Source organism: Micromonospora aurantiaca ATCC 27029, assembly GCF_000145235.1.
Lineage (GTDB): Bacteria > Actinomycetota > Actinomycetes > Mycobacteriales > Micromonosporaceae > Micromonospora > Micromonospora aurantiaca.
Map to the genome: position 1 here is coordinate 1934513 of NC_014391.1, position 23544 is coordinate 1958056.

The 23544-nt window shown below is 66.5% G+C and carries 24 protein-coding genes and 2 pseudogenes; 12 read left to right on the forward strand and 14 right to left on the reverse strand.

Features of this window, described 5'->3' with window-relative positions:
* Positions 1–34: 34 nt before the first annotated feature.
* Positions 35–1189: a cytochrome P450 gene (locus MICAU_RS09195; protein ID WP_114919807.1), complete on the forward strand. Its 1155-nt coding sequence runs from the start codon at positions 35–37 to the stop codon at positions 1187–1189.
* Here MICAU_RS09195 and MICAU_RS33070 read toward each other — a convergent pair.
* From MICAU_RS33070 to MICAU_RS09205, 3 genes and pseudogenes are all read right to left on the reverse strand, one after another.
* Positions 1155–1508, reverse strand: a pseudogene (locus tag MICAU_RS33070) (IS701 family transposase); the annotation flags it as partial. The gene MICAU_RS09195 and the pseudogene MICAU_RS33070 overlap by 35 nt on opposite strands.
* 67 nt (positions 1509–1575) lie before the next feature.
* Positions 1576–2339, reverse strand: a pseudogene (locus MICAU_RS09200) (transposase family protein).
* 94 nt (positions 2340–2433) lie between these two features.
* Positions 2434–3216: an IS5/IS1182 family transposase gene (locus MICAU_RS09205; protein ID WP_013285023.1), complete on the reverse strand. Its 783-nt coding sequence runs from the start codon at positions 3214–3216 to the stop codon at positions 2434–2436.
* A gap of 428 nt (positions 3217–3644) precedes the next feature.
* On the opposite strand from MICAU_RS09205, the gene MICAU_RS09210 reads away from it, so the two are divergent.
* The 10 genes from MICAU_RS09210 to MICAU_RS33645 all read left to right on the forward strand — a co-directional run bounded on the left by MICAU_RS09210 (position 3645) and on the right by MICAU_RS33645 (position 13143).
* Complete coding sequence (locus MICAU_RS09210) at positions 3645–4349, forward strand: RraA family protein (protein ID WP_013285024.1); 705 nt, start codon at positions 3645–3647, stop codon at positions 4347–4349.
* The gene (locus tag MICAU_RS09215) at positions 4346–5464 is read left to right on the forward strand and encodes a DUF2332 domain-containing protein (protein WP_013285025.1); all 1119 of its coding nucleotides are present in this window, start codon (positions 4346–4348) and stop codon (positions 5462–5464) included. The genes MICAU_RS09210 and MICAU_RS09215 overlap by 4 nt, the downstream gene beginning before the upstream one ends.
* Positions 5461–6333, forward strand: coding sequence for a nucleotidyltransferase family protein (locus MICAU_RS09220; RefSeq protein ID WP_013285026.1), 873 nt, complete (start codon positions 5461–5463; stop codon positions 6331–6333). The genes MICAU_RS09215 and MICAU_RS09220 overlap by 4 nt, the downstream gene beginning before the upstream one ends.
* A complete protein-coding gene (locus MICAU_RS09225) occupies positions 6314–7225 on the forward strand; it encodes a radical SAM protein (protein WP_013285027.1) in 912 nt (303 codons plus the stop codon). The genes MICAU_RS09220 and MICAU_RS09225 overlap by 20 nt, the downstream gene beginning before the upstream one ends.
* A 351-nt stretch (positions 7226–7576) precedes the next feature.
* Positions 7577–9187, forward strand: coding sequence for a condensation domain-containing protein (locus MICAU_RS09230; RefSeq protein WP_162881515.1), 1611 nt, complete (start codon positions 7577–7579; stop codon positions 9185–9187).
* Complete coding sequence (locus tag MICAU_RS09235; RefSeq protein WP_041798899.1) at positions 9174–9830, forward strand: HAD family hydrolase; 657 nt, start codon at positions 9174–9176, stop codon at positions 9828–9830. Before MICAU_RS09230 ends, MICAU_RS09235 begins: the two co-directional genes overlap by 14 nt.
* Positions 9830–10903: a phosphotransferase enzyme family protein gene (locus MICAU_RS09240; protein WP_013285030.1), complete on the forward strand. Its 1074-nt coding sequence runs from the start codon at positions 9830–9832 to the stop codon at positions 10901–10903. Before MICAU_RS09235 ends, MICAU_RS09240 begins: the two co-directional genes overlap by 1 nt.
* Before the next feature lie 33 nt (positions 10904–10936).
* Positions 10937–12841 (forward strand): asparagine synthase (glutamine-hydrolyzing), encoded by a 1905-nt coding sequence (asnB, locus tag MICAU_RS09245; RefSeq protein ID WP_275896029.1) that lies wholly within the window; start codon positions 10937–10939, stop codon positions 12839–12841.
* A 30-nt stretch (positions 12842–12871) separates the two neighbouring features.
* Positions 12872–12994 (forward strand): hypothetical protein, encoded by a 123-nt coding sequence (locus MICAU_RS33410; protein ID WP_275896030.1) that lies wholly within the window; start codon positions 12872–12874, stop codon positions 12992–12994.
* Positions 12991–13143: a hypothetical protein gene (locus MICAU_RS33645; RefSeq protein WP_377648423.1), complete on the forward strand. Its 153-nt coding sequence runs from the start codon at positions 12991–12993 to the stop codon at positions 13141–13143. Before MICAU_RS33410 ends, MICAU_RS33645 begins: the two co-directional genes overlap by 4 nt.
* A 267-nt stretch (positions 13144–13410) precedes the next feature.
* Here MICAU_RS33645 and MICAU_RS31485 read toward each other — a convergent pair whose 3' ends face one another.
* From MICAU_RS31485 to MICAU_RS09275, 9 genes are all read right to left on the reverse strand, one after another.
* Complete coding sequence (locus tag MICAU_RS31485; protein ID WP_049794823.1) at positions 13411–13905, reverse strand: hypothetical protein; 495 nt, start codon at positions 13903–13905, stop codon at positions 13411–13413.
* A gap of 143 nt (positions 13906–14048) precedes the next feature.
* Positions 14049–14294, reverse strand: a complete 246-nt coding sequence (locus MICAU_RS31490; protein WP_013285033.1) for a hypothetical protein — start codon at positions 14292–14294, stop codon at positions 14049–14051.
* Complete coding sequence (locus tag MICAU_RS31495) at positions 14270–14617, reverse strand: major facilitator superfamily protein (protein ID WP_013285034.1); 348 nt, start codon at positions 14615–14617, stop codon at positions 14270–14272. Before MICAU_RS31495 ends, MICAU_RS31490 begins: the two co-directional genes overlap by 25 nt.
* Positions 14614–15588, reverse strand: a complete 975-nt coding sequence (gene galE / locus MICAU_RS09260; protein WP_041799221.1) for a UDP-glucose 4-epimerase GalE — start codon at positions 15586–15588, stop codon at positions 14614–14616. Before galE ends, MICAU_RS31495 begins: the two co-directional genes overlap by 4 nt.
* Positions 15589–15924: 336 nt before the next feature.
* On the reverse strand, positions 15925–16260 hold the full coding sequence (locus MICAU_RS31835; RefSeq protein WP_114919813.1) for a nucleoside triphosphate pyrophosphohydrolase family protein: 336 nt from the start codon (positions 16258–16260) through the stop codon (positions 15925–15927).
* A gap of 258 nt (positions 16261–16518) precedes the next feature.
* Positions 16519–17523 (reverse strand): IS3 family transposase, encoded by a 1005-nt coding sequence (locus MICAU_RS09265; protein ID WP_145755722.1) that lies wholly within the window; start codon positions 17521–17523, stop codon positions 16519–16521.
* Entirely contained in the window at positions 17520–17933 is a 414-nt protein-coding gene (locus MICAU_RS09270; protein ID WP_013285038.1) for a transposase, read from the reverse strand. The genes MICAU_RS09265 and MICAU_RS09270 overlap by 4 nt, the downstream gene beginning before the upstream one ends.
* Before the next feature lie 29 nt (positions 17934–17962).
* A complete protein-coding gene (locus MICAU_RS32420) occupies positions 17963–18535 on the reverse strand; it encodes a peptide-N4-asparagine amidase (RefSeq protein ID WP_157547438.1) in 573 nt (190 codons plus the stop codon).
* Positions 18536–18664: 129 nt separating this feature from the next.
* A complete protein-coding gene (locus MICAU_RS09275; RefSeq protein WP_013285023.1) occupies positions 18665–19447 on the reverse strand; it encodes an IS5/IS1182 family transposase in 783 nt (260 codons plus the stop codon).
* A 1183-nt stretch (positions 19448–20630) separates the two neighbouring features.
* Here MICAU_RS09275 and MICAU_RS09280 point away from each other — a divergent pair.
* Complete coding sequence (locus MICAU_RS09280) at positions 20631–21851, forward strand: hypothetical protein (RefSeq protein ID WP_157547400.1); 1221 nt, start codon at positions 20631–20633, stop codon at positions 21849–21851.
* 229 nt (positions 21852–22080) lie between these two features.
* On the opposite strand, the gene MICAU_RS32425 is transcribed toward MICAU_RS09280, so the two are convergent.
* Positions 22081–22347: a hypothetical protein gene (locus MICAU_RS32425; protein ID WP_157547401.1), complete on the reverse strand. Its 267-nt coding sequence runs from the start codon at positions 22345–22347 to the stop codon at positions 22081–22083.
* Between the two features lie 590 nt (positions 22348–22937).
* The gene (locus MICAU_RS09290; RefSeq protein ID WP_218917879.1) at positions 22938–23312 is read right to left on the reverse strand and encodes a hypothetical protein; all 375 of its coding nucleotides are present in this window, start codon (positions 23310–23312) and stop codon (positions 22938–22940) included.
* Between the last annotated feature and the right edge of the window lie 232 nt (positions 23313–23544).

The following is a 23544-nucleotide window of genomic DNA, read 5'->3' on the forward strand; positions in this document are numbered from 1 at the left end:
TGTCGATGTATTCGCCCGTGGGCAGCACCACGCAATGTTCGACCTGCTGAGAGAACACGACCCGGTCCACTGGCACGGATTGCCTGACGGGGGTGGCTTCTGGGCGCTGACCCGGTATGCCGAGGTGTCCGCGAGCTACCTGGACCACGCCACCTTTTTGTCGTCCGGCGGGGCCATGCTAGGCGGCTCCTACCGCAGTGAAGCGGACACGGCGGCGGGCCGGATGCTGGTCTCGACTGACCCGCCGCGGCACCGTCTGCTGCGCCAGCAGATGCACCGCGCGTTCTCCTCCGAGATGGTCGCCCGAGTCGCCCGACAGGTCGAGAGCCTCGTGGAAGCAGCCGTCGACCGCGCGATCGCGGATGGGGGCTGCGACTTCGCGACCGACATCGGGCCGGAGCTGCCGGCCGGGGCGCTTATGGTCATGATGGACATCGGCCACCAAGACGCACGCGCGCTGATCGACATGACCAGACGCATGGTCGGTTACCGGGACCCGGGCTACGTCGATCAGACCGGCGACGAGCGCCTGCGACTCGCCGCAATCCAGATGGAGATCTTCGAGTTCTTCGATGAGCTGCTCGCCTCCCGGCGAGGGCGACCCGGGCCGGACGTTATCAGCATCCTGGCCGCCGCCGAGCTAAACGGTCGCCGTTTGTCAGAGGAGGAGGTGCTCTACAACTGCATGAACGTCGCGGTTGGGGGCAATGAGACAACCTCGCACACCGCCTCGTCCGGCCTGGTCGCATTGGCCGAGCACCCTGAGCAGTATCAACGTTTGTCGGACGACGCTCATTTGTTGGACGCCGCGATCAATGAGATCCTGAGGTGGAGTTCCACAAACGCGTACGTGCTACGAATCGCTGGCCGGGACACCGAACTGGCCGGCCGCACCATCCGACGGGGGGACCCGGTCACGCTGTGGAACGTGTCCGCCAACCGTGATTCGGAGCAGTTTCCCGACCCGCACCGTTTCGATGTTGCCCGTACACCGAACAAGCATCTGTCGTACGGCAACGGCATCCACCGATGTATCGGTGCCATGCTGGGTCATGTGGAACTGTCGATTCTCTTCAAGACACTGATCGACAACCGGATCGAGTGGGAAATAGATGGGAAGTTGGAACGGATGCGCTCCAACTTCATCCTCGGCATTAACCACCTACCCGTCCGGATGCGTCGCTTGTAGTGCTGAGGGCGACGTGGTGGTGCCAGCCGATCCAGGAGCGGCTTTCGAAGTGGTCGAAGCCCGAGGGCGGCCTCCAGCTCGCGGTAGTCGTGCTGGACGCGTCAGCGGCTTCTGACCGGGGCGGACCAGTTCGGTCAGTGGCGTCTCGGCGGGCAGGTCGGACAGTCAGTAGTCGGTGGGTTCGTGCTGGCCGGGGGGCTATTACAGGAGCAGCCAGCATTCGGGCAGGACCACGTCGCCGCGTCGGATGGTCCGGCCGGCGGGACCGCATCCGCAGAGCGAAGAGGTGCCCGGACAGCTCACTGGCAGGCCGGTCCGGGCGGGGTCGGGTGCAGACAACCGAGCAACTGGATGGAGGGGTTGCCTGCGGCCTGGACGGGCGGTCACTAGCTCAGAGCGACGTGGTGCAGGTGAGCGACGCCGAGATAGACAGCAGTCAATGTATGGGCGGAGTGGCGATGGCCGCGTAGGACCTTCCAGTTCTTTTCTGGCCAAGGCGCGTTCGATCTGCGCTTGGACGGTGCGATGCTGCATTAAGTCTTCTTTCCACGGCGGTAGCGGCCCGCCGCCGTGGGGGCTCGCGGTACGGGATCACCTCCGGGTTGCCGCAGTAGACGCCGTCGGCCACGAGGGCCGTCCGGCACATTTCTGATAGGTGCCTGAGGTGCGGTAGGCGATAGCGCCGTTTCAGTTGCCGGGTTATGGGTCGCCGATGGCGATGACCGGGTCGGGTGCTGGCGTCGATGGCGACCTGCAGGTTCGCCGAGTGCTGGTAATTCTTGCTCGCTGCGGCGAGGCGGTGGTCCCGGGTCGGGATCAGGGTGCAGTCGACGATGGCGATCTGGCTGACCGGCCGCTGGCGGACCAGGGTGAGGGCCAGCAGGGGTCCGAGGGTGTCGATGATCCGTGGGCGGCGGAGTGCGACACCCCAAGACAGCGCCACGATCTGGCGCATGGTCAGCTTGCTGCGCCAGTAGGCGGCTACCAGCAGCACCCGATCGGCCAAGTCGAGGGCCCGCTGTCGGCCCGGCCGGCCCTCGGCGATCGATTCCCCGCCACGCTCGGCGACCAGCCGGACCAGTCGGCGGAACTGGGCAGGCCGCAACCCGGTGAACAAAAAGATCCACTCGGGGCGGGCTGTGGAGATCACCTGCGCTCAGGCATCGCCAACGATCGTCCTCAGCGGACTGAGGACCGTGCCACGAGACGTTTCTTAAAACCGGAATCGAAACATTGAGCCATTTTCATCCTGCGTGGCGGTCGGCTTCGACGCGGTGCAGGACGAGGATGGCCTGCACGATCGCGGTCGCTCGGCGTGGGCAGCAGCGCAGCTTGACCAGGATTTTCCAGGTCTTGAGGGTGGCGATCGCGCGTTCGCCGCGGGCGCGGATCTTCGCGTGCGCTCGGTTGACGGCCTTCTGCCGGCGTGACAGCTTCGGCCGGAAGCGGCGCCGCTTGAACGGGGTGCGCACGCTGCCGGGGGCGCCTTGATAGCCCTTGTCCGCGAAGGTCATCACGTCGGTGCTGGCCAGGGCGTCGATGATGCCGTGGGTGCGGGCGGCGGTCAGGTCGTGCGTCGAGGCGGGCAGCGCGGCCGAGGCCCAGACGAGACGCCCGGCCGCGTCGGCGATGACCTGCACGTTCACGCCGTGACGCTTGTGTTTTCCGGAGTAGTACGGCTTCTGGTTGGCGACCCGGTCGATCGGGATCAGGGTGCCGTCGAGGATTGCGTAGGCGAGCAGACGGATCCTGGTCATGGCCGTGGCCAGGTCGTCGGCGGTCGCGGCGAGCAGGTCGATGGCCTCGCGGACATAACGCCAGGCGGTCGTGACGCCGATGTCGAATCCGGCGGCCAGGCGGGTGTAGGTGTCGCCGTTGCGCAGGTGGGCCAGGGCGAGCAGGGCTTGCCGGCCGGGGTCGAGGCGTCGCCACCGAGACCGTTGCTGCTGGCGGCGGGTTCGGATGAGGGCGGCGAGGTGGTTCAGGCTGCGGGTGGACAACGGAATCGCGGCAGGGTAAGACAGCACATGTCGGGGTACGGCAGCACAGCGAGGCTCCCGGTTGGGGCATCTGATCTTGGTCGATTGCTGTCTTACCGGGAGCCTCGTCCTACATAGACACCGGCCTTCCCGCACCGCCCGTGACCTGCACCGTCACGATGAAAATGGCTCACTGAGGGGCGGCTCGCCGAAGTCGTCGCTGGTGAGACGTGGCGGCTCCCTCTTGATCACTGCCCGCCTGCCACTTTGGCGATCCTTATGCCTTTGTCGGCAAGTCTGAACGCTGAGCTCAGCCGCTTCATCCGAATTCGCTGCTTTCGTGGGCTCTTGCTCGGGTGTGGACGTTTCCGCAAAGCGGATGTTGCTGTCACGTAAGGTCGCTGCTACCTTTTCGTCCGTTGTCGCGCCGGCCCAACCATCCGTCGCGGTTGTACTGACTCACGGGGGAGGTTGCGGTGGTTGCGGCTGCCCAAAATCATCCACAAGCCGGTCGTATCGTGTGCGACATCGAGCGCACATCGCCGTTGGCGGTGTCCGCACTGGCGCAGTGCTACACCGGGTTCGTGCTGGACAAGCTCGGCAAGTACGGCGCAATGTCGCCGCGGATCTCGGCGTTGTTGCCGGGCATGAAGGTGTGCGGTACCGCTGTCACGGTACTCGGAGCAGATGTCTCCGTCCGGCGTATGGCGATCGATCTTGCCAAGCCGGGCGACGTCCTCGTGGTGGCTGCCGGCGGTGTCGAGGACCGCGCCTGCTTCGGCGAGTACACGGCCAGGCAGATGGCTGCCCGTGGTCTGGCGGGCATCATCATCGACGGCGCTACTCGCGACGCGGCCGACATCCGGCGCGTCGGCTTTCCAACGTTTGTCCGCGCTGTTACGCCGCGCAACTTTTCGTATCCCTTGGCGGAGATGGGCGCGGTGAACGTCCAGGTAGTGTGCGGCGGGGCGACTGTAGCGCCGGGCGACGTCATCCTCGGCGACGACGACGGCGTTGTCGCCGTGCCGCGCCTGCTCGCGGAGGCGATGGCCGCCACGATCGTCAGCGAAATGAACGCTGACACCGAGAAGCGGCGCGGCAACTTGGAAAAGCCCTTCGACCTCGCCGACACGCTGGTCGAGCGGGGCTACGTCTTCGAGCGTTCCGGGAGCCGAGCATGAGCCTTCACCAGAAATACGACCGCCACGCCGAGCAGACCTTGGAGACCCTGTCGGCGCAGTTCATGCACTTCTCCGAGAAGCTGTGCCGCGGCTCGTCGGAACTCTATGAGCACCTGGCGGCTGCTGCGTCCAAGGAAGAGGGCATCCTCAAGCTCGCGCTGAATGTCAGGGGCGGGCAGCCCGCGCCGAACATGTACTTCGGCGCTGTGCACTACCTCCTGCTCTCAGGCACCGATCACCCACTGGCCAAGTTCTACCCCAGCGTCAGCCCGGACAGCTACTCCCGTGACTACGACGAGGCGTTCGCTCAGCTTCAGGACTTCTCACGCAGTTACGGCGATCAAATCCGAGAAATCATCTCCAAGCGGACCGTCCAGTCCAACGAGGTACGGCGCGCTGGGCTAATCCTGCCGGCCCTACAGGAGGTGATGGGGCGTGCCGGGCGCTTTCACCTGATCGACGTCGGGGCCAGCGCCGGGCTGGTCATGTGCGTCGAGCGGTTCCGATATCTCTACTCCAACGGGGCTGAGCTCGGTGACCCGGCGAGCCCTGTCGTCATCAACTGTCAGCTGCGCGGTGAGCTGGAACCCCCGATCGGCGACTCGATTCCCACACCGCTAAGCCGGATCGGCCTCGACCTGTTCCCGGTCGATGTCGCCGACCCCGACGAGGCCGCGTGGGTACGCGCGTTGATCTTCGCCGACCACGTCGACCGGCTGCCGTTGTTCGATGCGGCGGCGGCCGTCGCGAAGGCGGCGGTTCTGGACCTGCGTGCTGGTGACGCAGGCATTGTGCTGCCCGAGGTGTTGAGCGGGTTGCCGGACGACTCGTCACCCGTGTGCGTCCTCTTCTCCTTCGTAGTCAACCAGGCCTTCGCCGACGGTAGGGACACGGCACGCGCGATCCTGGAACGGGCCAGCCTGTCCCGGCCCGTGTTCGAGGTGACGCTCGGAGACTTCGGCAAGCGCTCGACGCAGCTGTTGTTCGCCGAGTATCGCGACGGCGTCCGGGTGGCCGAAGCGGAACTCGCGTTCATCGACCCTCACGGGCGGTGGATGGAGTGGACGGACGCCTCGGGCGCCGTTGGCTGCGCCGCGCAGGGACGGCCGGAGTGAGGATTTGCAAGGCCGTCATCCCGGCCGCCGGCACCGGGTCGCGCCTGTGGCCACTGACCGCCACCGTGCCCAAGCCGATGCTGCCGATCGGGCGCACCCCCATTCTCGAGCATGTGATCTCCAACCTGCGAATGGCGGGCATCGAGGAGGTCATGGTGGTGGTCGACTTCCGCCGAGACGCGATCATGGACTACTTCGGCGACGGCAAGGCCTTGGGCGTTGATATCTCCTACGTGGTGCAGGGCCCTGATCTGCGTGGGTCGGCGGGTGCGATCCTGCACGCGGCCGAGTGGATCGGTGATTCCGGCTTTATGTTCGCTAGCCCCGACTGCTACATGGGGAAGCCGGCCACCAGCGCCTCTCCGCTGACGGCGCTCCAGCGCCTGGTCGCCGCCTTCGAGCAGCGGTCGGTGATGGCGATTGCACTAACTGAGTGGGTGCCCCGGCAGATGGCCGTCGGGGCACCGGCCCTGAACATTCCACTCATCGCATCCACCGCGGCCGACCCGCAGGACCGTGATCCCTTCCCGATCGATCTGAGCGCGCCCGCACCGGTGAGCGAGAGCGGTCGGCTGAGCGTGCTCGTTCCCCGTGGCTACTGGGCACTGTCGCCCGACATGCTGGACGTCATGCGCCGAACCCCAGTCGGCCCTGACGGCGAGGTGCGCGTCTCCTCGGCGGCGCGGCTGGTCACCCCGACGAAGGCCGTATGGGCCGCGCCGATGTGGCCCGGCGAGTGTTCTGTCGACATCGGGGACTGGTCGAACTTTCTCCGCATTTCCGCCCTCGCGGCCGTGCAGGACGAAGAGTACGGGCCGGAGATTGTCAAGTTCGTCTCAGGGGAGCTCAGTGGCCAACGACTCTCGTGAGAGCGGGACTCGCGAGCCGGGTCCTCCCTTCGCCTATCCCAGCTCTATCGACATCAACCCCACCGCCCGTTGCAACCTTCGGTGCACCTTCTGCTGGGGGCCCGATCACGACATCCGCGACGGGCTCGACACCGCCGAATGGAAAGATTTGCTCTCCCGGTTTAGGGCTGGCGGCACGTCGGCCGTGGTGTTCACGGGGGGCGAGCCGCTGCTGCGCCGAGACATAGGAGGACTCCTGCGGCACGCCTCCGAGGAAGGCTTCCGGGTGACGCTGTCCACCAACGGCATCCGGCTGGGTCGCCACCAGGATCTCCTGCGCTACGTTGACGAGATCGGCATTCCGATCGACGGCTCCAACGTGGCGGTCAACGCTAAGATGCGGCAAGGGAAGTTGGCGGACCTTGCATTCGATGCGGCGCTGAGCGCTCTCGACACCGTCCGAAGGGCCGCGCCAGCGGTGCAAATCACGGTACGCACGGTCGTCAGCGCGGTGAACGCCGATGACATCCCCAACATCGCCTACCTCCTGTCGGACCGGCGGCCGGTATGGGACCGCTGGAAGCTGTACCAGTTCGTCGCGGCAGGCATCGGGCTCGACAGCAGCGACGAGCATCAGGTGGACAATGCCACATTTCGTCGAGCGCTGGCCGAGGCTCGCACCATTATCGGTCCGGGTCACATGGTCGGGCAGGAGCAGACGGACCGGGTGGGCCGATACCTGTTCGTCGGGCCGCGCGGCGAACTCTTCGGGGTGTCCGACTCGGTGGGCTACCGAACCATCGGCTACTGGCGGGACGTTCTCGAGAACGCCTCCAATGTTCCGGTCGACCTGTCCCGCAACGGACTGCACGGCCAGATTTCGCAGCTGGAAGGACCAGATGGAGTGCAGTAGGTTCGTCTGCCTCGATCCTGCTCCGACGCGCCATGCGGCGGGCAATGCTCGGCTCTGTTTGCCCTACGCTGGAGCCGGCACGGTGCACTTCCGCTCGTGGTCACGGCAAGCCGGCGAGGTGCCTCAGCGTCTGCGCGGCCGACATACTTGCTGCGGCCGTTCGGTACTTACAAGACGTTCTGCCTGTGCCTTGTCTGCGGCTACGACTAGGTGGCCTAGTAGCTGTCCCGCTACGGCGGTCACAGTTGCAGACGCTGATCCTCGACGTGCCCGCAGTGGTGCGGGACATCGTGCGGGTCGCTGTGCGGTGGGCGGCGCAGGTCATTCCACCGGAGGTGTTAGCTGATGGGCATGGATAGTCTCGAGGGGCAGGTCAGCCAGCTGTGGTGCGAGGTGTTGGACCGTCCACACGTGGATCCAGACGACAACTTCTTCGACCTTGGCGGCGACTCGCTCTTAGCCATTAGGTTGGCCAGGCGTGCCCAGCAGCGGGGCCTGTCGATCGGACTGCCGGAGATCTTCGAGTGCGCCAACCTGCGCCAGTTTGTCGAACTCGCCACGAGGAATAGCGATGCGGGCAGCGACCGCGACGAGGTCGTTCCGTTCGCGCTCACGCCCATTCAGCAGCTATCCCTGGCCAGGACGACCCGGCTGAACGATTTGACGGTCGCGCAGCTACTGACCATCCATGAGGCCGTTACCGAGGGGCAGGTTCTGGCGGCCCTCGGCGCCGTCGTTGCGCGGCACGGATCGTTGCGTTCCCGGATCGACGTGACTGCGACGCCACCTCGGCAGCAGATCGTGGCGGTCGCCGATCACCAGTTGCCGGTTCGTGTGGTGGAAGTGCCGCCGGACCGGCACTACGCCGTCCGCGCGACGGCGGACGAGGCGCGCGCCGAGGTCGACCTGGCGACAGCCAGCGTCGCGGTCTTCCGGATCCTCGCCCACGGTGGACGGCCGTGGGGGCTGTTGGCCGTCCTGCACCACCTCATGTTCGACGGGCTGAGCTGGGATGTTATCCACGCCGACCTAGAGGAGGCGCTGCAGCGGGCACGGCAGGGCCTGGCCGCCCAGCCGAGGCCGGCGACCTCGATGAGGGCGTGGGTGAGCTTCGCGATCAACCACACCACGTCAGATGAGGCGGCGCGGTACCTGACCTACTGGCGTGGGCGTCCGTGGGATCGGTTACCCGACGCGCTGCGGTCAAGCGATGTGCACCCACGTCCCCTCGCGGAGATCGCCACCATCCGTTCAACCTGCGCGGTGGCTGACGAGGCTCGACGTCGTCGTTTGCGGCAGCGGGGGTACGAAACCGTGATCACGAGTGCGATCAACATGGGACTCGTCACGGTGCTCGGGGCGACCGCGACCCTGATCGACGTTGTCATCAACGGTCGTGACCAGATCCGTTCGGGACCAGACCTGTCTCGGACCGTCGGCTGGCTCGCGGAGTACGTCTCCACGTTCTTCGACTTGGGGGACGCGGTCTCGCCACCGCGCGTCCTCTCCGCCACCGCGCGGTCGCTGGCCGACATCCCCGGCTCTCGACTGATCGGACGGTGGGCGCGGGACCACTATCCCGACCCGGCCGTCAGGTCGGAGTTGCGGGACATGCCGGAACCGGCCGTGTCCCTCAACCTGCGGCTGGTCGACGATGCCGGTACATGCGCCAGTGTGCTGCGGCTCGCCGACGTAGACCTCGGTATAGGGCTGTCCGGCGGAGAGCGGCAACCGTACATGCTCAAGGTCGTGTGCGACCTGTCCGGCGAAGTGCTGTCCACTCAGTTCCGCTACCACCCCGGAGAACTGGCGACGCCCGTGGTGCAGCTGCTCGTCGAGGAGTACGAACGAATGATCTCGTTCGTACTCGACCAAGATCCGGCCGAGGAGCACGAGCCGGGGCAGCAGAGTGGGTGCTTCCCCCTCATTGCTACAGAAGCGGACACAAATGATGATTTTTGACGTCGACGGGTATCTGTTCGATCTGGATGGGACGCTCGTCGACAGCGTCTTTCAGCACGCGGTGGGATGGAAGGTCGCGCTGGACAGTGTCGGGATCAGCGTGCCGACCTGGCGGGTACGGCAGTGCGTCGGGCTCGGCGCTGCCGATTTCCTCAGGCGGGTGTCGACCCGGCCCGTTGACCCCGACGAACTGAGCCAGCTTCGCGCCATTAAGGCGGCGGTGTTCGCGCAGATGAGCGCTAGTGTCGGACCGTTTGACCGCGCCGTTGAGCTGCTCGCCACGCTGCGCGCACGGCGGATGCCGTGGGCGGTGGCGACCAGCGGGGAGCGGTCGACGGCGGGGCCGTTGCTGGAGCGGCTCGCCATTGCCCCGTCCGACGTGGTGGTCACTCTCTCCGAGGTCGGCCGGGCCAAGCCGTGGCCGGACCTCTTCCTGGCTGCCGCGGAGAGCTTGTCGGTGGACGTGCGGCGGACCGCCGTGGTCGGCGACAGCGTGTGGGACATGCAGGCGGCGACTGCGGCCGGAGCAGTCGGGGTCGGCGTGCGGTCCGGCGGGGCGGACACTGCCGAGCTAATGGAGGCTGGCGCGGTGGCGGTATTCGACGATGTTGCGGCTCTGCTCGACCGGCTGCTGAAGCAGTGATGCGATCGACCGCGGCATCGCCGGACAATCTGCGCTCACAGGAAGCGGAGCGGATCGCGGCCGCTCTCGACGCCCGTGTACTGCCGGCCTTCGGCATGTATGACGGTACGCTGAGCCTGCTAAAGAACTCGGAAAACCTCACCTTTCGCTGGGTGGGCAGGGTGGCCGGCCGGGGAACGCTGAACCGCGTGGTCCGAGTGGGCCGGCCCGACTACCACGACCTGGACTCCGTGCGGTCGGAGCTGGCACTGCTGGACGTCCTCGCCAGCCGGCTGCCGGCCGCGACGCCAGTACCTGTGCCTCGCCTCGATGGCGATCCGCTTGCTGCGCTGCCTCCATCCGACGGGGCGGACGTACGGCCGATCGCCGTGTTCGAGTGGGTCGACGGGCATCCCGGTTCGACGGGTGCCCGGCAGTCCTGGACAAGCTTGCACCAGCTGGGCGTGGTAGTCGCTGCTCTGCACAACCTGGGACCGGAGGCGGCCGGACTTGGTCTGTCCCGCCCAAAGTGGGACTGGGAGGCGCTGGTCGGGACGGGGATGTGGCGCACGGGCGACCGGACCTGGAGCAAGTGGGGTGCCAGTGCGGGCGCTGGGTGGATCGCTGCGCTCGAAAACGTCGCCCCCGTCGACCGACGGTGTCTGGACGAGATGGCTGCGCGCACACGTGACGCGATGGCGCAGCTGAATAGCGAGGACGGTAACTGGGGTCTGATCCACGGCGACCTCAACCCCAGCAACGTCCTGACGACCGACGACGGCGTCGGCCTGATCGACTTCGATGACTGTGGGTGGGGCCTGCACGTGTACGACCTAGCGGTCGCGCTTCTCTGGCCGTATCTAAACGGCTCCGGGAAGGCGGCGCGGGACGCCCTGCTGGCCGGTTACAGGACAGTGCGCCCCCTGCCCGCATCGGCGGAGGCGTCGCTGGAACTGATGGTGGCAGCCCGGTCATTGGCCCTGGTCAGGTACTTCAGCGGACGGACCGACAGCCCGCGTCTGCGGGCCTGGGCGCCGACCTTCCTTCCTCGGGCGTACGAGCTGCTCCACACCATCGAGCGGCACACCCGGTAGCAGGCCGAGCACGAGAGAACGGGATTGGTTGACGTGTGTGGAATCGCAGGTGTGACCAGCTTCAACGGTGCTGTCCAGATGCAGCCGGTCCTGCGCAAGATGGCCGACCTGATAAGCCACCGCGGCCCGGACGGATGCGGCTTGGTCACATTCGACGGCGACGAGGTTCGTCGTGGCGCTTCGGCCGAGGACGGCCGGCCGGCGCACGCGGGGTTGGCGCACCGGCTGTTGTCCATCGTCGGTGAGCCGTCCGATGGTCTACAGCCGGTCGCCACCGACGACGGCCACCTCTGGATGGTTTTCAACGGTGAGATCCACAACTACGTGGAGCTTCGTGATGAGCTGCGCGGGCGAGGCTATGATTTCCACACGGACACTGACACCGAGGTCGTGCTGCATGCCTACCGCGAGTGGGGCGAGAGGTGCTTCTCTCGCCTCAACGGCATGTGGAGCCTGGCGGTCTACGACCGCAGCACACGAGTGCTCACCCTCGCCCGTGACCGTCTCGGCATCAAGCCCCTGTTCTACGTCCGTACCGCGCGTTCGTTCGTGTTCGGCTCGGAAATCAAGGTCCTCGCTGGACATCCCGAGGTGGAGCTGCGTCCCAACCAGCAGATGCTGTACCGCTACCTCGCACACAACTACCGCTGGGTGCACGAGGAGGAGGAGAGCTTCTACGAGGGCATTCGGCAGGTCCGGCCCGGGCACGTGTACCGGCTGAACGCAAACGGTCAGCTGACCGCGTCGAGTTACTGGCACCTAGATCCGAGCAACGTCTGGACGCCGGCCGACGAGCGGGAGGCAACGGAACGGTTACGGGAGCTGCTGCTCGACGCGGTGAGGATCCGAATGCGGGCCTCGACCGACGTTGCCGTGTTGCTCAGCGGAGGGGTCGATTCAGCGTCGGTAACCGCCGCGGCGGGCCGAGCTTCGCATGCCGGTTTGGCCACCTTCTCCGCCCGGTTCCGCACCGGCTCTGACGAGGGGCCCTACATCGCCGAGACACGTCGGGCGCTTCCCGGCCGTCACGTCGACGTGGCGATCGGGCCGGATGACTTCCTGCCCACGCTGCAGCGGATCGTGGCCGCCCACGACGTCCCGCTGTTCACCCAGACCTGGTATGCGCACTGGCGTCTCATGTCCGCGGTGGCGTCGGAGGGCTTCCGCGTCGTGCTCACCGGGCACGGCGGGGACGAGTTGTTCGCCGGGTACGCCCACCACGACGCTTACCACGCAGCCGAACGGTCGGGTCGGGCGGGGGAGCTGGTGTCATCGGGTGCCCTCGCCGCCCTAGCCGGCCCCATCGTGACCGACGCTGACCCCGTGGTGCAGTACTTCTCCGATGGCACCGGTGCGGCGATCGCGACCAGGGTGCGCCCCGCGCGGTACGCGGACGTTCTCGGCCGTGACTTCTCCGCGACCGGTCGCTCCGGCATCGCCCGCGTCAATGTCTTCCGCGATCGCGGCTACCTGGCGGCGAAGCTCTACCAAGAGCTGGCGTACGAGACGATTCCGATCGTGCTGTGCCCGGAGGACAGGAGCAGCATGGCCTTCAGCGTGGAAACACGTCCACCCTTCCTGGACCACCGCATCGTCGAGCTGGCCTTCGCGCTGCCCGACGAGTACAAGCTGCGCCACGGAGTGCGTAAGTGGGTGCTACGGGAGAGTATGCGCGGACTCGTTCCGGACGCGGTTCTCGACCGTGCCGACAAGCAGGGGATCAATGTGCCCACTGCGACGTGGTTCCGGACGGACGTTCACGACGACATCCGCGATGTGCTCGCGTCGGCGTTGATCGTCGAGCAGGGCATCGTCGAACGCGAGCCGATCCTGCGGTACCTGGAGGAGCACCGTCGAGGTGAGGGCAACCATTACCTCGGCATCTGGCAATGGCTCAACGTCGAGTTGTGGCTGCGCAGCCTCGCCGGCGCCGCCTGACCACTTGACCCTTCATCCAAAGGAATGCGGATGGACAGCGAGCTGAGCACCGCCTTGGAGGTGGCCTGGTGTGCGGAGCTGGGCGTGAGCGAGGCTGCTCCCGACCAGAATTTTCCGACCTTGGCGGTGACTCTCTATCCGCCATCAGGCTGACGGAGCGCATCGAGGCCGCATTCGGCATCGAGTTCCCGATCGACGTGCTTTTCCTAGAGGGCGCCTACGCCGCCGTGGCGGCCGAGTGCGCCGCCCGGTGGTTCGGGCAAACGACGTCGGTCGATGCCGGCGGGACCGCCGATGACTGAACCGGCGCTGCCGCTCCCGCGCGTCGCGGTCGTACACGGAGTCGGCGCAGTCGTCGGTATCGGCGAATTGGTGCTCGCCGCCCCGCGGTCTGTGCGAACTCGTCATCGCGGTGCGCGCACAGGTGGCCCACGCCAGCCCCCGTCGCGGCCGCGGCCCGCCTCGCGGAGGTGGTCCTGCTCGACGAGTCTGATCCCGTCGGCTCGCTCGCAGGGAAAACCTCGGCGGGGTGACGACGTTCCACGATGGAAGGGTGGAACTGGCCGACCTCATCGCCGTCGAAAGTGGTCTGCCGGAAGTATCGTCCGTCGAGCGTCCCTGGGACAGATCACCCAACGGCGGGTGCTGCCGCAGGCGGGGATCAGCTCGGTCGAGGCCGTTACGGTCGACTCGCCTGACGACCTCGTGGCTGCCGTCGAGCGCCTCGGGCCGCTGCGCCCGAACGACAGTGCGTTGCACCCAGGTGCCGAGTGCGGCACAAGGCTAGGACGACCCAGCCCCTTCCAGCCCAGGTCCAGCGTCAGCCAGGTCAGCACCGCCGGCGCGATCATGCGGCCAAACTGGGCGCCGGTGGAGTGGGCAGCCTGATACTGACCGTGCGCGTGGTCCGGCGCCAGGTCGAACGAGATACCCCAGCCGCCGGCGGAGTGCTTCAGCTCGCCGAGCACCTGCAGCAGCGTCGCCACCATCAGCGCAGCGGCCGCGAGCCACCCCTGCGGCAGGCCGCTCACCGCGAAGACGAGGCAGGCGGCACCGTTGAACAAGCCGGCTTGGCGGCTCGCCCCGGCGGCGCCGGTCAGGCTGTTAGTACCTTCGACACCCGTACCTGCAGTGCCACGACCGTGACGGTGTTGGTGAGGAAGGCCACCTAGACGAGCCAGGGCGGAGCGCCTGTGCGGTTCACCGCTTACAGTGGCAGCACCACGTTCAGGATGTCGAAGTGCATCGACATGAGTCCGTCGAGGGCGACGAAGGTGAGGAACGACGGTCCCGCAGCGCGATTAGGCGCTTCCCGCCATCGGCGGAGTGCAAGAGGCTCCACCTCGGCCAAACGGGTGACGAAGGCCGCGGACACCAGGTAGCTGAGCGCGTTCGCGACGATCAGCGACCGGTACGCGAACGCGGTGTCTACAGTGATCGCGGTGCCCGCCATGACAGTGCCCAGCGAAAACCAGCATGCCTGCCGCAAGCAGCCCCCAGGCCGAGGTAGGAGGCGAGCTCCAAGCGGCGCCGGCCGTAACGGTCCGCCATATAGCCCATGGGGGTGCTCGCCGCGAAGCTGACGGCCGCCGCGACTGTGAGCCCGAGACCGACCGGCGTGGCGCCGAGGTCTACGACCCGCGTCAGATACAGCATGCTGATGGTGACCCAGAGCCCGTTGCCGATCGTGTTGACCACGGTCGTGACCACCAGCACTCGAGCAGGGGCGGACGTCGGCAACAGCCGACGCAGGCGAGGGCGCGCGGCGGTGATCATGATCTCTCTTCGATCTCGTGACTCTTCGCGAAGGCCCACGCGTCCCCGATGATGTCTGCCAGCTCGGGACGAGCGGGAACCCAGCCGAGGCGGGTCCGGGCCTTCTCGCTCGACGCGACGCTGACGACCGCGTCCCCCGCCCGCCGGTCTGCCACATGCACAGGGATCGGATGTCCGGTGACCGCGCGGGCGGTTTCGATGACCTCCAGGTTGCTGAAGCCGTTGCCGTTACCGAGATTGTAGATCTCATGCTGGTACGGCACGGCGTGCTGGAGGGCGAGCAGGTGTGCCGCGGCCAGGTCGCTGACGTGAATGTAGTCTCGAACGCAGGTGCCGTCCGGCGTCGGGTAGTCGGTCCCGTACAACATGAGGTGCGGACGGCGGCCGGCGGCCACTTGGAGGACGATCGGGATCAGGTGGCTCTCCGGCTCGTGGCGCTCGCCAAGCCGGTCAACTGCGCCAGCGGCGTTGGCATACCGGAGGCTGACCGCAGCCAGGCCGTGAGCCCGTGCCTCGCTCTCGAGAACCGTGTCGACCATGTGCTTGCTGTGGGCGTACGGGCTCGCCGGGCGGACGGCCGTCGTCTCGGTCAACGGTGCCATGCCCGAGGAGTCGTACATCGAGCAGGTGGAGGAGAATACGAAACGGGAGATGCGGGCCCGGCGTGCGAAGTCAAGCAGGTTCAACGTTCCGACGATGTTGGTCTGCCAGTACAGTTCGGGCCGCACCACGGATTCGCCGACCTCGATCTTGCCGGCAAGGTGAACGATCCCGTCGAAGCCGTCACGCTGGGTGAAGGCCTGGTCGACATCGTGGATCGATATCTCGTGGAATTTCACCCCGGTAGGAAGGTTGTCCGCGTAGCCCGTCGACAGGTCATCGACGATCACGACCTCGTGCCCTGAGGCCAACAAGCTATGGGCCACCACACTGCCGATGTAACCGGCGCCGCCAGTGACGAGGATCTTCAACCTATACTCCAGCTTTTCTGCTTGCAATGACACTGCCTCCGGCCACGCAGGGCGGCTCGGCTAGCTGATCTAGAGGCAGATAATAACTAGTCTCGGACCACGTCATGATCCGGGAATGAGCCATTGGCGGCAAGGGCTGGCTCCGGGCCAGCCACCGCATTGGTGGGCTGGAGGGTCAGAGGCTGGCAGGCCGTAGGCTGCTGACGGGCGTCCCGCCGAAGACAGTGGAGCGTCGTGGCCTCGGACCTGTCGAAATCCCTCCCCGGGGGCGATCCCAACATGGCTACCGTTGGTTCGGTGCGAGCGGACGGCGCACCGATGTTAAGGATGAAGACACTATCTTGTTTCGCAAACGTCTCCTGCTCCGATTTGCTGCTCGATCGCCGCGGTCAGGCGTGCAAACTCCGTAGCCAGGTCGACCCGGTATCGATCAGCGAGAACCAGAACCGACCAAAGGCAGTCCGCCAGTTCATGGCCAAGGCGCTGGTGAGCATCGGTTGTCTCCCGACGCCCGTCCACCGCCAGCACCAGCTTCGCTAGATCTCCTACGTCACCGACGAACCCCAAGGCCAGATCGCTGGATCTCCAAGGCTCGCGACCAGCGGCAATGTTGTGACGGTCATAGAGCTCAGCGATAGCAGCTGCTCTCACCCGCAAGGCGTCAAGGTCCATCACTGCAACATACAACGGCTGCAACTCTGCCGCGCTCGCCGACCGACAACACGGTGCGCCCGTTACTGCCGGTCGTAGCAGGCGCCGTGCGGCCCGGTGCCCCTGGCCTGGACACCGTCACCGTTGAGGTGTCGGTCCAGGTCACTTGCTGGGCGTCCGGGCGCTCGTCCGATCCCCAGTAGTGCTCGTTCTGATTGGCCAGGGCCTGCTCGACGGTGGTCACCGGAACCTGTCAAGTCAAGTGAGACGTTTTCGTGGTCAGGTGTTCTGTAGTTCGGTGGGTTGAGCTGTGGGTTTGTTGATCCAGACGGTGTCGGGCAGGGCTGGGGGTCGGGGGCGGCGGGTGAACCGGTCGGGGTGGGCCCGCCAAGCGGCGTCGAGAATGCGTTGCCGCTGGTCGTGCACGTCGCTGGCGGTGCCGTAGTGCACCGAGGCGGGGGTGTGCAGACCGATACCTGAGTGGCGGTGCTCGTGGTTGTAGTAGGTGAAGAACTCGGTGCAGAACTCGCGGGCATGGTGCAGGGAGGCGAACCGGTCGGGGAACGCGGGGCAGTACTTCAACGTCTTGAACTGTGCTTCGGAGTACGGATTGTCGTTTGACACCCGGGGCCGGGAGTACGAGCGGGTGACGTCCAGGTCGGCGAGGAGTTCGGCGACGGGTTTGGAGGTCATCGACGAGCCGCGGTCGGCGTGCAAGATTTCGGGTCGGGCCTGGTTGCGGGTGATGGCGTCATCGATCACCTCGCGGGCGAGCATCGAGTCCTCGCCGGTGGCGACGTGCCAGCCGACGACGTACCGGGAGTACACGTCGATGATCACGTACAGGTGGTAGAACACGCCCCGCACCGTGGTTTTCAGGCGGGTGATGTCCCACGACCACACCTGCGACGGCCCGGTCGCGGCCAGCTGCGGAATCGTGCGTGGCGGGTGGGTGGCCTGCCTGCGGCGTTCCCGGCTCTCGCCCGCCTGGCGCAGGATCCGGTACATCGTGGACTGCGAGCACCAGTACATACCCTGGTCGAGTTCACGGGCCCATACCTGCGCCACGGACATCTCCGCGTACTCATCCCGGTGCAACACATCCAGCACCTGCTGGCGTTCGGCTGGGGTCAGCGTCGACGGCGGCGGTGTTTTCGGCCGCAGTGGTCGGGACACCACGGGCGGCTGCTGACGCCGGTAGTGCGTGGCGCGGGACCGGCCGGTCAACCGACACGCCCCGGCCACACCCAGCAGCGGCACCAACTTGTCGAACGCCTCACTCAGCGCCGGCGTGGCCGCGTCGGGGTGTCCTCCGCGCTCTCGGACAGTGTTTCCAAGAGCGCGTGCGCTTTTCCCATGATCTCCAGGGCGGCCTTCGTCCGCGCCAGATCCGCTTCCAGACGTTCGTTACGCCGCCGCAACCGCTCCAACTCGGCCGCTTCCGCGCTACGGCGCCGGTTTTCACCCACCGGGCTCTTACGGGCGCCCAACGCGGTCAACGCCCCGGCGTCCCGCGCGGCACGCCACTCCAGGATGTGGGAGTGGTACAGGCCCTCCCGACGCAGGATCGCCGCCCCCTCACCCGTAGCCTTCGCCGCGTCGTACTCCGCCACAATCTGCAGCTTGTACTCCGCGGTGAACGCCCGCCGCTTCGGCCGTCCGCCCTGCTCACCAGGCGTGTTGGGTAGTGTCACGATGATCCTCTTCCTGTCTCCCGTCGAGCCTAGCTCGCTCGGGAAGGCTGTCTTATCTCAGCCTGGCAGACAGGGACCACCCGGCCGTGGGAGGTGTCGAGCCAGCCGACTGTGCGGAACCGGTGCGCTGCGTCAACGTCAACCTGGTGGGTGTCGCCCTCGACGTAGCTGTCACGTCGTTGCGCAGCGCGCCAAGCTGGTTGCTGAGCAGTCCGGTGGTCTGCGTGCTGCGGTAGTCTCGCCACACCAGGAAGTTCGTCGGCGTGCCCCAGCCCGACTGGCCGGCCGGCGCCCCGATCGTCCGCACCCGCATCCGGTGGGGCGCGCACCGTCGGTGGGCAGCCCCACGAACGGGTCCGGTCGTACCGGATTGCTTGGATGTTGAAGGCGCGCGGCGCGGGGATCGCGTACCAGAGGAACGGGTTGGACCAGCCGCCGGTGTAGATGTACGGGTACGGCACGGAGATGCCGGCGATATGGTCGTCGAGCAGCACCTGCGCCTTTCGGTACGGCCCGTCGGCCGAGGTGCCGCAGGAGTAGCCGGCGTCAGGTGACGTGGTGCCGTACCAAACTCCTCGCAGCCGGCGTCGGCCTGCCGACAGAGAGTAATTGGCAGTCGATCAGCTACCGCCGGTCTCGCGGCCGAGATTGGGGGAGCAGATTGGGAGCAGCCGGTTGCACTGAACGGCGTTGAACAACGGCCAACGGCACTGAACGGCACTGAGCCATTTTCATCCTGCGTGGCGGTCGGCTTCGACGCGGTGCAGGACGAGGATGGCCTGCACGATCGCGGTCGCTCGGCGTGGGCAGCAGCGCAGCTTGACCAGGATTTTCCAGGTCTTGAGGGTGGCGATCGCGCGTTCGCCGCGGGCGCGGATCTTCGCGTGCGCTCGGTTGACGGCCTTCTGCCGGCGTGACAGCTTCGGCCGGAAGCGGCGCCGCTTGAACGGGGTGCGCACGCTGCCGGGGGCGCCTTGATAGCCCTTGTCCGCGAAGGTCATCACGTCGGTGCTGGCCAGGGCGTCGATGATGCCGTGGGTGCGGGCGGCGGTCAGGTCGTGCGTCGAGGCGGGCAGCGCGGCCGAGGCCCAGACGAGACGCCCGGCCGCGTCGGCGATGACCTGCACGTTCACGCCGTGACGCTTGTGTTTTCCGGAGTAGTACGGCTTCTGGTTGGCGACCCGGTCGATCGGGATCAGGGTGCCGTCGAGGATTGCGTAGGCGAGCAGACGGATCCTGGTCATGGCCGTGGCCAGGTCGTCGGCGGTCGCGGCGAGCAGGTCGATGGCCTCGCGGACATAACGCCAGGCGGTCGTGACGCCGATGTCGAATCCGGCGGCCAGGCGGGTGTAGGTGTCGCCGTTGCGCAGGTGGGCCAGGGCGAGCAGGGCTTGCCGGCCGGGGTCGAGGCGTCGCCACCGAGACCGTTGCTGCTGGCGGCGGGTTCGGATGAGGGCGGCGAGGTGGTTCAGGCTGCGGGTGGACAACGGAATCGCGGCAGGGTAAGACAGCACAGCGAGGCTCCCGGTTGGGGCATCTGATCTTGGTCGATTGCTGTCTTACCGGGAGCCTCGTCCTACCTGGACACCGGCCTCCCACACCGCCCGTGACCTGCGCCGTCACGATGAAAATGGCTCACTGAACTACACCCCTCACGCCCTGCGGGTCCTCGTTTTCGCAGGTCAGAGTCGCTGCGGCGTCCTGTTTCACACAACTGCACTCAACGGCAGTGAACAGCAGTCAACGGCACTCTATGTCGCCTGGTAGGGAAGTATTCGCAGCTCAAGGCGGTAAGGACCTTGTGAGTGTTCGAGCCTTGAGGTGGGTGCAGATTGGGTGCAGCGTGGCGAAGTGATCACCGTGTCCGAAGTGCTCACTGGCTTTGGGCGGAGAGGGGCACCGTGACCTGCGACGATGCTGGCGAGCGAGTGGCAGTGAACTCCCAGAGACCTCCGAAGTGGTCAGGGTGCGCTGCTCCCTTTCCTGCTGGTGCCGGCTGCCGTCCGGGGATCCGTTGACGCCGGTCGAGAGGGCCCTGCCGTATCGACGTATGGCTATGGCTCGCGTCGTGCTCGCGTCGATGTGATTCCGAGGGCTGAGACTCGAATCCCACTAGCAGCCATCTGACCAGGGCTTCCTGGGCGGTGACCTCTTCGGCGTGCCCGAAGAGCCAGGCAATCCGGTTTCCTGATCGACCCGACGCTGTCCGGCCGGTGGAGTTCAGCTGGGCCTCGAGTCCCTAATGTCGCTGGGCAGGCGCTGCTGTACAGATAGTCGGCCGTGCTTTCAGACGCGGGGGCGGATGGCTGTGACAACTGCTATCGTCTCGGCGGCCCGACGGCAGGGGTTGGTATGGACCGGGGAGACAGGCGCAAGCGCGGAGTGGCCGTGGCCCGGGCGAGGGTTGCCGTAGTTGCATACGCGTTGCTCGCTCTGGCCGGCAATCTGGTCACCAATGGCGTCGACCTGCCCAGTCGGCGATGGCTGCTTGTTGCGGTCGGAGTTTTCCTGTTGCTGCTTGTGGTGGTGGCGAGGATCGAGGTTGGTTCCCGCCGCGACGGGCCGGCCGTCGGTCCAGGGGTGATAGCCGAGGGGCCCGTTGGCGGTCGGTCCGATGGATGTACTTGTGCTGTGCCGCATAAAGCGGTCCAGGTAAGTACAGCTCCTCACCGGGCTGGCCCGTGGCCGCTACGGAGCGTGGCCGAGTTGGAAAGCAGGCGGTACTCGATCACAGACAGTCGCGTGAGGAAAGTTTTCGGCGCAGCGGGCTGGGAAGGAACGCTGCGGAGGCTGTACCCCGAAGCCCCGCTGGTGTCGCTGGGCGGCTTCACCTTTCCGATCTGGGCCGAGGTCGCGGCACCCGAGCTGCGGGGCGATCTCGACTCGGCGATTGGAAACATCATCGATCACGTACGGCCCGACAGACGTCGGTACGACGCGGAAGGCCGTGGCTTCGACAACCGTGGCAGGGCGGAGTTCCGACGCACCTACTGGCGGCGCGACGGAGTTCGGCGGTTCAACGCGGAGACGTTTGCGCTCGACAAGATCGAGCGTGATGGCCCCGGGAGGTTCAGCATTCATGCTCGCTACGGCACCTACTTCCAGTCGGTGGCGACCTCCGAAATGCTCGAGCGGGAGTTCATCAACGTCGTGAGCCGCCGGCCGAATGCCGTGTGGTCGTTGAGCGACTTTCCGCGCCGTGCCTGGCTGCGAGAACGGGCTGGCGGAAACGAGCTCTTCAACGGCGCCCACCGGGCGGCCGCCTTGTCGGTGGCGGCAGTAATGATCGTGAAGGAGAAGCAGGGGTACAGCGCGCTATTGAGCCGGAGATCCGGGGACGTCAAGACCCATCCGGGCTTCCAGCACGTCTTTCCCTCCGGAATCCTCGCGCCGACCAGTTCCCGGTACGGCAGTGAGCGCGCGGAGTACTCGGTGAAACGGGCCTTCCTTCGCGAGTTCGCCGAGGAGTTGTTCGGGTATAACGATTTGGCCTACGACAGCAGGGACCTCCGCGATGCGCTCGGGGGCATCTGGCCGATCGAGCACCTGCTCGACGCCACTCAACCCGGACCCATGGGGCAGCGACCGGCGGTCGAGATTAGGTACACCGGCATCTCGGTGCCGCTGCTCACCCTCCGCCCCGAGGTGTACGTGCTCGTGCTGGTCCGCCAGTCAGGCTGGTTTGATGAGCTGGTGAGCGGATCGGAGTTCAGGTGCCGCCAGCATGGATTCAACCTGAACTGGGAGTTCGAGGACGACCGAGACGACATCGACGGCAAGAGACTGGACTCGATTCGCGTTGAACTCGACGATCGGTTCGAACTCACCGGTAGGCAGCGGTTGACTCCGCTCAATACCGTTCCTCACGCCGCCGCGGCACTGTGGCTGGGTACGCAGGTTGCCCGTGAACTGGTGTAGTGACGCTCTCGCGCTGACCGCCGATGCACCCGACGCCCCGACAGCGCCTTTGGCATGATGAGCTCTTCGGCGGGCTCGAAAGTGTCAGCGTCTGTGGCTCGCGCAGGTCAGTCGGCGGATGCCCTCGACTGCGGGCCACGCTTGGTTAGGGTTTCCTGCTCGGGGACCTCTTCGGCGGCCCTGAAGTGGTCGCGGCGCATCGACCGGTTGAGCTGGAGGCGACCCTCCGTCAACCCAGGAATTGAGCCTCGGGCGCGAATCCTGTTGTGAGGGCGTGACTGGCGATCAGGTCGCACTCGATCTCGAGCAGTTGGGTCGGGGAGCAGCCCGGCAGGCGTGCCCAGGAGCTTTCGAGGGGTTGGCTGAACGCGGTGCGCTGCCGGTGGCCTTCAAGTTGGCTCTTGGCGGCATGAGCGGCCAGTCGGGCCCGGATCAGCCCTTGGCCGATGTACACGAGGCGCGCCTGGCCGGGCCGGCGGATTCGGTAGACGCCCACCACCGCCTCCGCGACCGGCCCTGAACTCCATGAGCTCCAGGGAAGCTGGGCCCAGTCACAGGCCATCGGGGCCCGGCCAAGGTCAAGAACTGGGCCCTGGTCGGCAGGCCGGGAAGCGCGGGAGTCCTGGTAACCGCGTGCCCGGCGGCCCGCCCTCACGAGCGCCGCGTTGTTACCTGTGGACTTGACCCACCCGTCCGGCACGCGTCCGAAGTTGGCCGTCGGCGAGCGACCGAACCGCGCTCGGTGCCGCGAAAGCACAACACACTCTGCCAGTCTGCGTTCCCTGATGTCCCCGGCGAACTCCGCGAGGGAGAACTCGAACTTGGCGCCGTCGGCGGTGCGCATGACCCACAGGCAAGGAGCGGCCGTGTGCGGGTCGTTGTACGGCATCTCATCGCGATAGAGAACGCATAGCTGACCGAGTCGGCGTCGCAGCTCAGCGGTCTGCCCGACGTAGGCGAGGGCACTGTCACCGATGCGCCTCACCTGGTACAGCCCCGGGCCTCGCGGCACCTGTAGGCGCACGGCCCGGTCGTCCAGCGGAAGCCAACCGGTCCAGGCGAGAGCCAGCATGGTCCGGCTCGAACTCAAAGTCGGCCACCCGTACGGAAGTGGTCAAAGGTCCCTCGCACCTGCTGGATCCAGAACGCCTCTCGAGCCTGCTTCGAGGCGCCCTTCTGGAGCAAACCCATGTCCTGCGCGAGTTGATAGAAGCCTGGGCCGGCGTCGTTCGCATCAAGGTAGATCACCAGCGCCGACATCATCGCCCCTACAACCGGATACGTCTCCCGGACGATCCGGCCCAGCAGAAAGCCCATCGCAGCACGCTCGGCCTGCTCAGAAAAGTCGAACGCCAGGTAGCCCGTACGCCGCGCCAGCGTCACGCTCATCTCGGTGTAGGACGTGTCGCGCTCCATCAACGCCCGCTCGCGCAGGAACTGCTTGCCCGCGCGCACCAGCACGTCCCACTCGTCATCGTGACGACCGTACGCCGACACGCGATCAGCCCCCTCCCGTGCGCCATGGTGTTGGCGGAATCGGACTGTAGGTGACGGCGGTACGAGCTGTACAGCCATCCGTACATCCGCGAGGAGCCGGTCCTCGCGGGGAGGTGAAGGGCTGTGCATACCGCGGGCGGCACGATCTCCGCGGCATCGGGGGGCGTTGCGGTCGTTGTGTCCTCCGCCCTCACGC